Here is a 14,196-nt window from a genome sequence, read left to right as displayed (position 1 = left end):
GTTGGCGCAATTTTGCAACCGGCCTGTGCCGGCCGGACGACCACCCCGACGAACAAGGAGAACTGCATGACCATCAAAGCCAAAGCATACATTCTGGAAGAGAAAACCACAGCGCAACAGAAGCTGGCCAACCGTATCGCCCTGCTCGAATCCAAAGGCGAGCAAGCCGCCGCGGTGACACGGGATACCATCGTCAAGAAGCTCAAGGCCGACGTGCGCAAGGCCAATCGCCGCCTGGCCGCCGTTGCCGCCCGGGAACAACTGATCGCCGGCAAAGCGGAAGCCAAAGCCGAAAAAGCCGTTGCCAAAAAAGAGAAGAAGGCCGCAGGTGCATCCAAGGGCCGGAAAAAAGAAGAGCCGCAACCCGCTGCCAAAGCCGGCAAGAAGGCCAAGAAAGCCGCCAAATAGCTTGTCAGGCCCCACCGTGAGGTAGGATCCCGATGAAACCCCGCAAGCCGCTTTTCCTGGACATCGAACAGTGCGTGGATCACATCGTCGGCATGTTCGGCAAGGACATCCGGATGGGGATGCCCCTGGGGCTGGGCAAGGCGGTGCCCTTGGTCAACGCGCTCTACCAGCGGGTCAAACAAAACCCTGAGCTCCGGCTGACCCTCTACACCGCCCTCTCCCTGGAGAAACCGAACTGGTCCAGCGACCTGGAGCGCCGTTTGCTGGAACCCATTGTTGATCGGGAATGGACCGGTGTGCCCGACCTGGATTACATGCGCGACTTGCGCAGCGGTGGGCTGCCGCCCAACGTGACCGTGCACGAGCTGTTCTGCCGTGCGGGTGCCTATCGCAAAGACGCCCGGATGCAGCAGGACTACATGAGCGTCAATTACACCCACACCCACCGTGATGTCGCCGCCATGGGCGAAAACTGCTTCTGCCACATGATCGCCAAGCAGGAAACGGACACGGGCACCCGCTACAGTTGCAGCTGCAACGCCGACACATCCTTGGAGGCATTGCATGAGTTCACCCGTTTGTCGGCGCAGGGGCACAAACGGTTGACCATCGGCATGGTCAACACCCAGCTGCCTTTCATGTACGGCGATGCCGAAGTGTCCGCCGACCTTTACGATGTGATCATCGACGACCCGCAACACCACCATCCCTTGTTCGGTGCGCCGCGGCCGGCCATCAACCCGTCGGACTACATGATCGGCCTGAACATCAGCACCTTGATAAAGGATGGCGGCACTTTGCAGATCGGCATCGGCGCCCTGGGCGATGCCATCGCATACGCCCTGGACCTGCGCCAGAATCATAACGCAACGTACCAGGCCTTGGTGGCCGACAGCGGCCTGCCGGTGCGCAACGGCGACCTGATCGACGCCATCGGCGGCACGGCCCCTTTTCAGCAGGGGCTCTACGGTTCCACGGAGATGTTGGTGGACGGTTTCCTGCAGCTCTACCGCAGCGGCGTCATGAAGCGCAAGGTGTACCACAACATCGCCATTCAACGCCTGATCAACGAAGGTGCGCTGCAGGAGACGATTCCCGCCGACATCCTGCAGCAGATGATCGACCGGGAAGTGCTGCATCCTTACCTGACGCGCAAGGATTTCGAAGGCCTGCAACGCTTCGGCGTGTTCCGCGACACCATCGCCTACGACAACGGGTACCTGGTGGACGGTGACCGTCGCTACTCTGCCAACCTGGCCGACGGGGCCAACCTGGCGGCGGTCAGTGCCCACTGCCTGGGGGATCGATTGAAAAACGGCGTGCTGCTCACGGGTGCCTTTTTCATCGGGCCCAAGGATTTCTACGAAACGCTGCGCCGAATGCCGGAGGCGGAACGCCGGCAGTTCGAGATGACCGGCGTGAACGTAGCCAACCATTTATACGGCGATGAGGTGCTGCGTTCCCTGGAGCGCAAGGACGGCCGGTTCTGCAACACCGGCATGAAAGCCACCCTGCTGGGGGCCATCGTCTCCGACGCCCTGGAAGACGGCACCGTGATCAGCGGCGTGGGCGGCCAGTACAACTTCGTCTCCATGGCCCACGCCCTGCCGGACGGCCGCTTGCTGATGATGATCAAGAGCACCCGCTCGGAGCGCGGCAAAACCCTTTCCAACATCGTTTACAAGTACGGCCATGTGACCATTCCCCGCCACCTGCGGGATATCGTTGTCACCGAATACGGCATCGCCGACATCCGCGGCAAATCAGACCAGCAGATCATCAAGGCCATGCTCAACATCACCGACAGCCGCTTCCAGGAAGAGTTGTTGGCCGAGGCCAAGAAATACCAAAAGATCCCCGAAGATTACCAGATCCCTGAAGCGTACCGCCACAACACTCCCCAGCGGCTCGCCGGCCTCCTCAAAAAGTATCAACAGCAGGGCCTTTTTCCCGCTTTCCCCTTCGGCACCATTTTTTCCGACACGGAGCTGACGATCGCCCACGCCCTCAAAGTGCTCAAGGCCAAATCCAGCGGTCCGGAGGCGGCCGAAATACCGGCGATCATGAAAGCATTGCCCGAGGAAACGCCGGCCGACCTGCAGCCGTTCATCGAACGCATGGGGTTGTCCCATCCCACCACGGCCGAAGAAGAGCAATCCCGGCAGTTGCTGCTGACCGCCTTCCGCCTGGCGGGCTATTTCTAAACACGCTTCCTATTTTCAGGCGAAATCGTCCAGCGCCTGGCGCATCAGGCGGCCGATGGGCATGCCGTTGGGGCAGCGCCGTTCGGCCTCGCCGTAATCGGCCCGGGCCATCTGACGGCGCACCGTTGCCGGCAGGGCATTGAATTGCTCCCGTGCCCATTCCGGCCGGCCGTAGCTTTGGCTGTACATGTGACAGCGCATCACATCGCTGACGGGAATCGCTGCGGTGAGCGCCGCCTCGCAGATCCGGCCGCAGCCGGTGCAGTACTGACTGGCAGTGGCGGTGGCGTAGCGGTGCAGCAGCCGCGCCTCATCGGTGGACAGGGCGGCGCTGTCGCGGGCGGCGTCCGCATTCTCCTTGAGCAGGCGCATGGTGTCCATTTGGGAACAGAGGCTGGCGATGCGCGGGTTGTCCCACACCGCCTTGAGTTTGGCCTGGCCGTCGGTCCAGCCCTTTTGCCGGAACTGCTCGGAAAGGGCCTCGGTTTCGGGGCGTGCGCCGCTCCAATCATACCAGGAAGGGCCGGCCTGGGTTTTCATGGCCGTCAGGCCGATACCCGCCTCGGTACAGGCGGCCACCGCTTCTTGCATCCGGGTCGATTGCATGTTGCGGAAATTGTAGGTCATCATGATGCCGTCGATCCAATCCAGGCGAGCGGCGTCCAGCATGCACGCCTCCATGCTGTTGTGGGTGCTGAATCCGAAGAGGCGGATCTTGCCGGCGGCCTTGGCCTGCTCGGCCCAGCGGCGAGTGGCATCGTTGAGTTCGTTGATGTTGCGAATCCCATGGATGAAGTAGAGATCGATGTAACTGGTGTTCATCTTTGCCAGGGAACGCTCCAGCTCCTGCCCGATACCCTCCGGATCGCGGGAGCGCGACTTGGTCACCAGGAAAATCGCCTCCCGCGCCTCGGGTTGCCGGTCGAAGAAGCGGCCGATGCCGGTCTCGCTGCCCGCATGGTAGCTGGAAGCGGTGTCCCAATAGGTGATGCCCCACTGCACCGCCTGGCGCAGCATCATTTGGTTGGCGGCAATATCGAACATGCCCCCCAGCCCCAGGATGGACACCTGGCGGCCGCTCTTGCCGAAGGGCCGGGTGGGCACCTTGCCGTCCGCCGCCGCGCGTTGGCCGAAACCGGGCGGTTCCGGTTTGCGTGCGGCCGCCGGAGAAGCCAGCAGCGAACCGACGCCCACGGCGCCGGCGGTTTTGAGAAATTGCCGTCGAGAAAAACCTTTGCGGTCATGAGCCATGATACCCTCCCGGGTGTGCCCCCCAATGGTCGGCCATCGGAGTTGCCACCCCTACGTTTTTTGTTCCATCCTACATCATTTCCAAACGGTCGTGGGCATAAATACGGTGCCGCACCGCGATGGTCGACGCGCCCGGCCCCGGCCCTATCGGCTATGTGGTCAAACGGTGGGCCCTGTTGCGCGACTCGTTTTCCGCGGTCACGCGAATGGCGCGGCGGCCCTGCACCGGACATTCGTGCTCACACACCCCGCAACCGATGCACCGGTGAGGATCCACATAGGGTTGTTGCAGGCGCACCAGGATCTCGGCGCTGCGACCCGCCGCGGGGTGTTGCGGCCAAGCCGCCGGATCGCCCAGGGTCAGTGAGCGTTCCGTATTGGCGACGATGGGCCGCGGCGCCATCTGATCCACCCTGCAAAAATAGTCCCCAGTGGCAAATCGTCCCGGCACCCAGTCGGCATCCGCCGCCGATAGACGGTCGCCGTTCACGGCATGCAGCGCGAAGGCGCCGTCGCGCACCGGTTGCAGGACATCGCGGGTGAAGATGGCCTTGGGGCTGACCGGGCAGTTCTCCTGGCAAACGATGCAGGGGGTGTCCATGGCCCAGGGCAGACAGCGGCCATGGTCCACGAAGGCCATCCCGATGCGCAACGGCCCTTCCTCGGCATAGGCGCCGGTCCCCATGCGCTCCGCCACGCTGATCGGGCGCAGGGCCGCCGTGGGACAGACCCGGCTGCAGGCCACGCAGTTGAACTGACAACCGCTGGTGCCGACACGGAAATTGAGCATGGGGGTCCACAGCCCCTCCAGGCCGCTTTGCAAGGTGGCCGGGTGCACCACGTTGGTGGGACACACCCGCATGCACTGGCCGCACTTGATGCAACGGGCCAAAAATGCCGCCTCGTCCAGGGCGCCCGGAGGGCGGATGACGGCCGGATTCCAATCGGCGCCGGCCATCCCGTCCAGCCGCAGCAACGGCGCCGCCACCAATCCCGTGGCGATGGCCGTCACCACCTGCCGCCGCTGCAAATCGGGCAATAACTGTTCGCCGGCCGCCGAGGTCTGCAACCGGTATCCCATGATGCCGTGGCGGCACGCGTCCAAACAGTTGAGGCACAACACGCACTCGCTCGTAATCAAGGCCTCGGTGGGGGTGCAGGCTCCCTCGCAATCGGCCTCGCAACGCCGGCAATCGGTGCAGGGGGTCTGCCCTTTGCCGATGCGCCAGACACTCCAGCGGGCGAGCAAACCGAACAGGGCGCCCAAGGGGCAGATGAAACGGCAGTAGAAACGGGGCACCCGCAGGCTCAACAGGGTAAAGAGCAGAAAGAACATCCCGATCAGGGCGGCCCCGGGATAGACACGGGGCAAGGCTGCGGTCACCTTCAGTGGGCCGTCGGCCAGCGGCAACAGCACCAGGTTCACCGAACGATGCACCAGGGCGATGGGATCCAGCAACCCTGTCTGCAGCGAAGGCACCAGCCAGCCGCCACGCGGCAGCAGCCACTCCAGCAACAAGCCCAACGCCAAGGCCCCGCCGGCCGCCCACGCCGCGTCCCGCCGCAGCCGAACCACCCGCAAAGCGGCCAGCAGCGCCAACACCGCCGGCAGGGCCACCAAAAGGGCCCAGAACCACCAACCGCCGTGGCGGGCGCTCTCCAACACCCACCGCAGCATGCCGGCGGCCGCCGCGGCCAACATGAACAGCAGCAGCCAATATTTGATCCGCTGGGCCGGATGGGGCCGGTTGCGGGCGATCTTGCGCGCCCGGTTCAACCCCCGTTTACCCAGATACCCCACCGCTTGCTGCAAGGCCCCGAAGGGGCATACCCAGCCACAAAAAAACCGACCCAGCACCAATGTCAGGGCAATGGTGACCACCCCCCACAACAGACCGGCATAAACCGTCCGCGTGGCCAACAACACCCCCAACCCGGTCAAAGGATTGAGCTCCAGCAACCAGTTGACCGGCCACCCCCGCAACTGCCACCACCGCTCTCCCAAGGTCGTGACGATGCAAAACCAGAGAAAGAGAGCGAAAAAGAACAGTTGAGTGATGCGACGGGCCGTTAGAATAGACATGGGGGCAGCTATAAGTCTTAAGCAGAAGGATTAATAGTTAATTTGGCGTCAACCCGATTTTGCATAAATACCACACGGCTTGTGCGAGGAGCAACCGGCCATATTGAATACACAGCAAATATGAACTTCACGCCATTGGTCGCTGCCGAACACCCTTAGATTATGCGGCATTGACCTCCATTCTGCTAAAGTAGGGTTTTCATCCTGCAATTATTAGGAAGTCTCCCATTGATGAGCGTAACGGCATAGGCTACAGGTATGAGGATATTCTCATCTGCATGGTAGATGTGTTGTTGAATTAAAATAGGAGCTCCTATGGTAAAGAACCGCAAGTATCTGTTTCTCAGCGTCTTTTTGTGCGGCATGACCGTTTTGGCGGTGGAATTCACCGCCAGCAGGATGCTCCAAACCGTTTACGGCACCTCAAACATCGTCTGGGCCAACGTCATCGGCCTGACATTGTTATTTTTAACCATGGGCTATTTCATCGGTGGCTGGCTTGCCGACCGATATCCACGGCCCCTGTTGTTTTACGGGCTGATCACCGCGGCAGGTTTCAGCAGCATTTTTTTCCTGTTATTGACCAGCCTGATTTTGCGGACCACCACCCTGACCCTGACGCAATTTAACGCAGGCGCCATCATCGGCTCTTTTGCGGGTGTGTTCATGGCCATTGCGGTGCCGGTAACCTTGCTCGGTTGCATCTCTCCTTTTGCCATCCGCCTGGGCGTACCGGACGTTGAACACGCCGGCCGCATCAGCGGCAGAATTTATGCAATCTCCACCTGGGGCAGCCTTTTGGGCACCTACCTGCCGGTATTGTGGATCATTCCTGTCGCCGGATCGCGCATAACCGCAGTGATCTTCGGAGCGGTACTACTGGTCGTCGGGCTGATCGGCATTTGGCAAGAAGCTGAAAGTGTAAGGCCGAAAGCGGCCGCCGCTGTCGCCTGTTTGTTGCTGATTCCCTTTGTGGTGGCATGGACGCCGGGAGGGATCAAGCAGACCCCGGGCCAGGTTTTTGAAACCGAATCCCCCTACAATTACATAGAGGTGATTAAAAATCGATCCTGCTACTATCTATTTCTCAATGAAGGTGCGGCGATCCATTCCTTTTACTGCGACGATGGGAGCCTGCCGCCCCAAACTTCCGTTTACAGGACCTTGACCATCGCCCCGCTTTTCGCCCACCCGGAAGACTTTCAGAATCATCCTGTCCAGAATGTGGCCATTGTCGGACTGGGCGCCGGTACGATTGCCAAGCTGATGACCCGGGTTTATGGCGAGATGCGTTTTGACGGCATTGAACTGGACCCCAAGATTGTGGATGTGGGGCGCAAATACTTCGACATGAATGAGCCCGAACTCAACGTGCACGTGGGCGATGGCCGCTACAAACTGAACAAACTCGCGGGCGGTTATGATGTGGTGGTCATCGATGCCTACAAGCCTCCCTACATTCCCTGGCATTTGACAACCGTCGAGTATTTCGAGGAGGTCAAGAGCAAGCTGAATGAGAGCGGCAGCATAGCGATCAACGTTTACCGGCCCGGACGCGACCGCCGGCTGGTAAATGCCATGGTCGCAACGCTCATGCGGGTGTTTCCGTCCATCTATACCATTGACGCCCGCGGCGACAATACCATTATCGTTGCCACGGTAAAGCCGACCCGCCACGAAAATGTACAACAAAACTTTGATGCCCTGGTCACCGATGACACCGAGATCATCCCAAGCGCCATGGAAGTCTTTCACGCCGGGCTCAAACCCCTTGAACCGTCGGATGTGATCTTCACCGATCAAGTGGCCCCGGTTGAACCCCTGATTGATTCCATGGTGTTGCGGCAGCTACGGTTGTGACCCTCTTTTATAATAATGATATCATTTCCTTGCTTTAAACTTTAAACCTCCAACTTTAAACTGCGTTATATCGTTACAACCTCCGGCTTCAAGCTTTCGTAATCCACCGTCCCCACCCCCTTCTCCTCCGCCATCCGCAAATGGGGTAAGTGGTCCAGGGTGCGCTCGAGCAGTTCGGCGCCCATGGCGTCTACCGCTACACCGTCGGTGCCGGCGATGAGGGTGTAGGTGGGTTTGAGGTCGTCCAAAGAGCCGCCGGTGGGGCCGTTGTGCATCATGCTCATGGTGCCGTCCAGGATCACCAGTGTCGGTTTGATCATCATGGCCAGTTCGGTGATGATGGTGTGGATTTGCTGGTGGAAGATGTTGCGCCGGCCGCCGAGCAGTCCGTACCAGTTTTTGAGGGTCATGGAGGCGCCGCTGCGGTGGTGGTCCTTGACCGGGGCCAGGCCGATCACCTTGTTGACGCGTTGCAGCGGCGCGGTCAGGGTGGGCCAGTGGCGAATCAGGTCGGCGCCGGGTACGGTGTAGGGGGCGAAGCGGTCCTCGGTGGGCAGCAGTACGCGGGCGCCGGCGGCGCGGGCGGCGGCATCGATGCCCGTGAGGGCGAAGCAGCTGGCCGGGTCGTTGATGGGATTGTCGGTCACCCACACCCGGTCCGCACCGGCCTGCAAACAGAGTTGGCTCACCCGCGTCACCAGATCGGGGTGGGTGGTGGCGCACAGGGCGGGCGGCAGGGCGAAGGCGGCATTGACCTTGAGCAGCACATGGTCGCCGGGCCGGATGAACCCTTCCAGGCCGCCCAGGGCTTGAAAGGCGAGTTCCACGCCGCGGATGCGGTCGGAGATGCCCCGCACCAGCGCTACTTTGCCGGCCTGCTCGGGCAGGGAAAAGTCAGGAATCGGTGCGGCCAGGGCCCGAGCGGCCTCGGGCAGCGGCCCTTGGCGGTCCCAGAAGGCCAGGCCCAACGCCCCTGCCCCTACAATGCCCAGAGCGCTGCATGCCAGGCGTCGCAGAAAAGCGCGCCGGTCTTGCAGTGTGTTGTTGTGCTCGGACGGGCGGTTCATGGCGCCGCCTCGCTCAGATTGCGATGGAGTCGTTCGGCCAACAGGAGCCCGTCGGCCAAGGTTTCGGCTTCGTGCACCCCGGCCAGCCACTCGTTATGGGTGAAAATCAACTGCACCAGATCGAACATTTCGACGATGCGCACGGGCGGCGCATCCGGCGGCGGCGCCACGATTTGGCCGCCGAACTCCTGCAGAAAGGCGATGTAGGCATCGGCCAGGGATTCGGCCTCCTCGGCCGACGCCCGACGGGACAGGTAGGCCATGGCCGTGCGGCCGTTCCACTGGTAACGGGCGGCGTACACCTGGTCGAAGCCTTCAAAACCGAAGGCGTTGGCAGCCGTCAGGGTAATCGAATCGGGCAGACGATCGGCTGCCGGCAACAGGTCCGGCTCGGCCGCCGCGGTGGCGGTGGCGGGATGGGCCGCCACAAAGGCTTCGGCCATAGCGACCATTTTATCCATCAATCTCGCGGAGGTGTCGGAGCCGATGATCTCCACGTAAAAGGGACCCTGGACCAAGAAGATACCATTGGCCGAGCGGTAGCCATGGGGCGTGATTTCCATGGGTTGCGCCCCTTCGCGCCGCTGCTGGCTGTAAACGGCAAAGGCGCCGGAGCTGCCGCCCATGTCGTAGACGAACCGTTCGGCCCAGCGGCCGGGATCGTCGGCCATGGCCAGGCGGCGGCTCTCCAGGTGCTCAAACCCGGAAGGCAGATAGAGTTCGGCCTTGCCGTCGATCTTGTCCGAAAGGGTCTCGGCGCCGAAGTGTTCCGGCGGCGACATGGGTGTCATGCCGGCCACCCGGGACGACTGTTCCAGGGCTTCCACCCGGTCGGAAGGAAGGTCCGGCGCGTCGGCACGATCCGTTTCGTGGGACAGGGCACGCCACGCACCGGCATCGTAACGCGCCTGGGCGGCGAACATGGCCAGGGCGATCAGCACAAGAACACACAGAATGCCGAAACTCAACAGGGTCTCCCGGCGGGTGGGCCCCTGCCGTTGGTTGCGGGAGGTTGGGTGGGTAAGCGGTTGCATCATGCTCGTCCGGGGATCTGTTGGGGTGGCAAACCTTTTTTGCGATGCCCGTTGCACGGTCAGCGAAGGATGTTGCCTGCAACGGTCACTTAGTCTTTGGTGGTGAAAAGACAGGAAACCCGATTGCGGCCGGCCTGTTTGGATTGGTACATCGCTCTGTCGGCCCGCTGGACGAACAGGGCGATCTCCTCGGGGCGATGGTATTCGGTGACCCCGATGCTGATGGTGATGGAGATGGGCTGGTCATCCCCTTTGGGATGATATCGGTCCGCCTGCACGGCGGCTCGGATGCGCTCGGCCACGGTGGCCGCCTCGCCTCCTTCGGTTTCGGGCAAAATGACGGTGAACTCCTCGCCACCGTAACGATAGGCCGAATCCATTTTACGCAAACAGCTGCGGATCACCTGCCCCAGCCGCACGAGCACTCTGTCCCCTTCCAGATGTCCGTAATTGTCGTTGTAGTCTTTAAAGTGGTCGATATCCATCAACAAGAGGCTCAAGGGGCGTTGGTAGCGGGTGGTGCGATCAATTTCCAGCTTGAGCTGGTTGTAAAAGTAACGGGAGTTGTAAAGCTGGGTCAAGCCGTCGGTGATGGAGAGGCGCTTGAGCTTCTCGAGCATGTCGATGCGCTCCTGGGTCAGGCGCCGCTCCTTGAGCACCCGCCGCAGCCGCAACAGCAGCTCTTCGAAGCGCACCGGCTTGAAGACGAAATCGCTGGCCCCCTTGCTGACCGCCTCCTCATAGGAGTAGTCGCCGCTGTAGCCGGTCATGACGATCACATCGATATTGTGGTTGTTCTTGATGCGATCGGTCAAATCCAGGCCGTCCATGCCGGGCAGCATGATGTCGGTGATCACCACGTCGAAACAGCCGTCGCGCAGCAGATCGAGTGCCGCCTCGGCGCTGGCCGCGGTCTGGCAGGTGAAACCGGACATCTCGACGAATTCCTGCATGGCCGTGCGGATAGCGCTGTCGTCATCCACAATGAGGATGTGCGCATCCATTACGGCTTCGGATTCCCCGTTATTCATAGCTTTATCGGTTGACATGTCTCAAAACGATTTGATACTAAAGCAAATTTAACCAATTATCGAATAATAGCGGGTTGACGGGGGGAAGTCAATCGCCTTTTGGCAAGGCGCCCTTGTGGATCCGCTGTCTCTGAAGGCCATGAAACGTATCCGTAATTTCAGCATCATCGCCCACATCGACCATGGCAAGTCCACTTTATCGGACCGCCTGATCCAGACGGCCCACATCGTCGCCGACCGCGATTTCAAGGACCAGATCCTCGACAACATGGACATCGAGCGGGAACGGGGCATCACCATCAAAAGCCAGACCGTCTGCTTACCCTATGTGGCCGCCGACGGCCAGGCGTACACCCTCAACCTGATCGACACCCCCGGCCATGTGGATTTTTCCTACGAGGTATCCCGCGCCCTGGCTTCCTGCGAAGGGGCCCTGTTGCTCATCGATGCCAGCCAAGGCGTGGAGGCCCAGACCCTGGCCAACCTGATGCTGGCCATGGAACACGACCTGGAAATCATTCCGGTGATCAACAAGATCGATCTGCCCTCGGCGGACATCGAACGGGTCAAACAGCAAATCAAGGAAGACCTGGGGCTCGATCCGGAAGGGGCGCTGCTGGTGTCGGCCAAGGAGGGCACCGGCATCGCCGAGGCGATGGAGGCCATCGTGCACCGCCTGCCGCCGCCCAAGGGGGATGCCGATGCCCCGCTGCAGGCCCTGATCTTCGATTCCCACTACGACCCGTTCCGGGGCACCATCGTGCACTTCCGGGTGTTTCAGGGCGCCATCAAGCCTGGGGACCGGATCCGGTTCCTGTCCAATGGCTACACCTACAAGGTGGAGGAGGTGGGCCTGTTCCAAATCGTGCGCAAACCCCAGCGCGCAATAGCCGCCGGCGAAGTGGGCTATCTGATCGCCGGCATCAAGACGGTCAGCGACACCCGCTGCGGCGACACCATCACCCTGCACGCCAACCCCTGCCCGCAACCCCTGCCCGGTTTTCGGGAGGCCCAGCCGGTGGTGTTCGCCTCCATCTACCCGGTGGCGGCCGACACCTACGAGGAGTTGACCGTCGCCCTGGAAAAACTCAAACTCAACGACGCCTCCCTGATCTACGAAAAGGACACGTCGGCGGCCCTGGGCTTCGGCTACCGCTGCGGATTTCTGGGGCTGCTGCACCTGGATGTGGTCCAGGAACGGTTGGAGCGCGAGTACGACCAATCCATCATCCTGACGGTGCCCTCGGTCGGTTACAAGCTGATCCTCAACGACGGCGAAGAGATGATGATCGACAACCCGGTGCTCTACCCCGATCCCACCACCATCCAACAATCCCTGGAGCCGTACATTCGCGCCAGCATCATCGTGCCGGACCGCTACATGGGGGCGGTGATGAAACTGGCCCTCGACCGGCGCGGCATCAACAAAAACTACCAGTATCTGACCAGCAACCGGCTGGAAATGATCTTCGAACTGCCCCTGTCCGAGGTGATCTACGATTTCTACGACCGCCTCAAGACGGTCACCCAGGGCTACGGCTCCTTCGACTACGAAATCATCGAATACCGGCCCGGCAAGCTGGCCAAACTGGACATCCTGATCAACGGCGAGCGGGTGGATGCCCTTTCCCAGCTGGTCCACGAAGATCGCGCCTACTCCCGCGCCCGGGTGGCCTGCGACAAACTGGCCGAGGAGATCCCCCGCCAACAATTCAAAATCGCCATTCAAGGCACCATCGGCGGCAAAATCATTGCCCGTTCCACCGTCAACGCCTTTCGCAAGGACGTGACCGCCAAGTGTTACGGCGGCGATATCACGCGCAAACGCAAGCTTCTAGAAAAACAGAAAAAGGGTAAAAAACGGATGAAGATGGTGGGCAAGGTGATGCTGCCCCAGAGTGCCTTTCTGGCGGTGCTCAAGAGCGATAGTGAATAGCAAACAGCGAGGTAGCGATATGGGCAAGACCATTGCCGAAAAAATTTTCGAGGCCCACGCGGTGGATCGACCCACGCCGGACACCTGGGTGCTGCGCCTGGATGCGGTCTTCTGCCATGAGATCACCACCCCGGTGGCCATCAACGACCTGGTGGCCCGGGGCAAGGACCGGGTGTTCGACCCCGCCAAGATCAAGGCGGTCATCGACCACGTGACACCGGCCAAGGACGGCAAGACCGCCGCCCAGGGCAAGATCCTGCGGCAGTGGGCCCGCCGCCACGGCATCAAGGACTTTTTCGATATCGGCCGCAACGGCGTGTGCCACGCCCTGTTTCCCGAAAAGGGCTTCGTGCGCCCCGGTTACACCGTCATCATGGGCGACTCCCACACCTGCACCCACGGCGCCTTCGGTGCCTTCGCCGCCGGCGTGGGCACCACCGACCTGGAGGTGGGCATTTTAAAAGGGGTGTGCGCCTTCCGGGCGCCGGCCACCCTGAAGCTCAACATCCACGGTAGCCTGCCGGCCGGCGTCTACGCCAAGGATGTGATCCTTTCCATCATCGGCCGCATCGGGGTCAACGGCGCCACCAACAAGGTGATCCAGTTCGAAGGGCCCGCCGTAACCGCCATGACCATGGAAGAACGCATGACGCTGTGCAACATGGCCATCGAGGCCGGCGCCACCTGCGGCATCTGCCCGCCCGACCGCACCACCGTGGGCTACCTGTGGCCTTTCATCCAGGATGAATTCGAATCGCCCGAGGCGGCCCTGGCGGAGTACACCCGATTCGCCCCCGACCCGGATGCGGTCTACGACCAGGTGATCGATCACGACATTTCCGAGCTGGCGCCCCAGGTCACCTTCGGCTACAAGCCGGACAACGTCAAACCGGTGACCGAAATGGCCGGCACCCCCATCGACCAGGTGTACATCGGCTCCTGCACCAACGGCCGCATCGACGATCTGCGGGTGGCCGCCAAGGTGCTCGAAGGCAAGCAGATCGATCCCAATGTGCGCGGCATCGTCTCGCCGGCAACGCCCGACATCTTCAAGCAGGCCCTGGCCGAAGGGATCATCGCCACGTTCATGGCGGCCGGTTTCTGCGTCACCAACCCCACCTGCGGCGCCTGCCTGGGAATGAGCAACGGGGTGCTGGCCGACGGGGAGGTGTGCGCCGCCACCACCAACCGCAACTTCAACGGCCGCATGGGCAAGGGCGGCATGGTGCACCTGATGAGCCCGGCCACGGCAGCCGCCAGCGCCATTGCCGGCGCCATCGCCCAATCACCGCTCTTCAAGACGACCGAAGGAAGCAACTAAC

The 14,196-nt window shown here is 61.6% G+C and carries 10 protein-coding genes; 5 read left to right on the top strand and 5 right to left on the bottom strand.

Going from position 1 to position 14,196, the window contains the following annotated elements:
• Positions 1-66: 66 nt before the first annotated feature.
• Together MRX98_RS15045 and MRX98_RS15040 are read left to right on the top strand one after the other, a co-directional pair.
• The gene (locus MRX98_RS15045) at positions 67-408 is read left to right on the top strand and encodes a hypothetical protein (RefSeq protein WP_246911283.1); all 342 of its coding nucleotides are present in this window, start codon (positions 67-69) and stop codon (positions 406-408) included.
• Between the two features lie 32 nt (positions 409-440).
• On the top strand, positions 441-2,612 hold the full coding sequence (locus tag MRX98_RS15040) for an acetyl-CoA hydrolase/transferase C-terminal domain-containing protein (RefSeq protein ID WP_246911281.1): 2,172 nt from the start codon (positions 441-443) through the stop codon (positions 2,610-2,612).
• Between the two features lie 15 nt (positions 2,613-2,627).
• Here the strand turns inward: MRX98_RS15040 and MRX98_RS15035 are convergent, their stop codons facing one another.
• Positions 2,628-3,863, bottom strand: coding sequence for an aldo/keto reductase (locus MRX98_RS15035; protein ID WP_246911278.1), 1,236 nt, complete (start codon positions 3,861-3,863; stop codon positions 2,628-2,630).
• A 151-nt stretch (positions 3,864-4,014) separates the two neighbouring features.
• Positions 4,015-5,946, bottom strand: a complete 1,932-nt coding sequence (locus MRX98_RS15030) for a 4Fe-4S binding protein (RefSeq protein WP_246911272.1) — start codon at positions 5,944-5,946, stop codon at positions 4,015-4,017.
• A 315-nt stretch (positions 5,947-6,261) separates the two neighbouring features.
• Here MRX98_RS15030 and MRX98_RS15025 point away from each other — a divergent pair, with 315 nt between their 5' ends.
• Positions 6,262-7,806, top strand: a complete 1,545-nt coding sequence (locus MRX98_RS15025; protein WP_246911270.1) for a spermidine synthase — start codon at positions 6,262-6,264, stop codon at positions 7,804-7,806.
• Positions 7,807-7,871: 65 nt separating this feature from the next.
• On the opposite strand, the gene MRX98_RS15020 is transcribed toward MRX98_RS15025, so the two are convergent.
• The 3 genes from MRX98_RS15020 to MRX98_RS15010 form a co-directional block, all read right to left on the bottom strand.
• On the bottom strand, positions 7,872-8,873 hold the full coding sequence (locus MRX98_RS15020) for a DUF362 domain-containing protein (RefSeq protein ID WP_246911253.1): 1,002 nt from the start codon (positions 8,871-8,873) through the stop codon (positions 7,872-7,874).
• On the bottom strand, positions 8,870-9,910 hold the full coding sequence (locus tag MRX98_RS15015; RefSeq protein ID WP_246911250.1) for a DUF6599 family protein: 1,041 nt from the start codon (positions 9,908-9,910) through the stop codon (positions 8,870-8,872). Before MRX98_RS15015 ends, MRX98_RS15020 begins: the two co-directional genes overlap by 4 nt.
• Before the next feature lie 86 nt (positions 9,911-9,996).
• Positions 9,997-10,938 (bottom strand): GGDEF domain-containing response regulator, encoded by a 942-nt coding sequence (locus MRX98_RS15010; protein WP_246911247.1) that lies wholly within the window; start codon positions 10,936-10,938, stop codon positions 9,997-9,999.
• A 139-nt stretch (positions 10,939-11,077) separates the two neighbouring features.
• Between MRX98_RS15010 and lepA the strand changes: the two genes are divergently transcribed.
• Positions 11,078-12,874 carry a translation elongation factor 4 gene (gene lepA / locus MRX98_RS15005; RefSeq protein WP_246911376.1) on the top strand — a complete coding sequence of 599 codons (1,797 nt, stop codon included), beginning with the start codon at positions 11,078-11,080 and terminating at the stop codon, positions 12,872-12,874.
• Between the two features lie 19 nt (positions 12,875-12,893).
• A complete protein-coding gene (locus tag MRX98_RS15000) occupies positions 12,894-14,195 on the top strand; it encodes a 3-isopropylmalate dehydratase large subunit (RefSeq protein ID WP_246911244.1) in 1,302 nt (433 codons plus the stop codon).
• Position 14,196: the final 1 nt, after the last annotated feature.

It is taken from the genome of Desulfatitalea alkaliphila (genome assembly GCF_022968795.1).
Lineage (GTDB): Bacteria > Desulfobacterota > Desulfobacteria > Desulfobacterales > Desulfosarcinaceae > Desulfatitalea > Desulfatitalea alkaliphila.
This window is presented reverse-complemented; position numbering and strand designations above follow the sequence as displayed.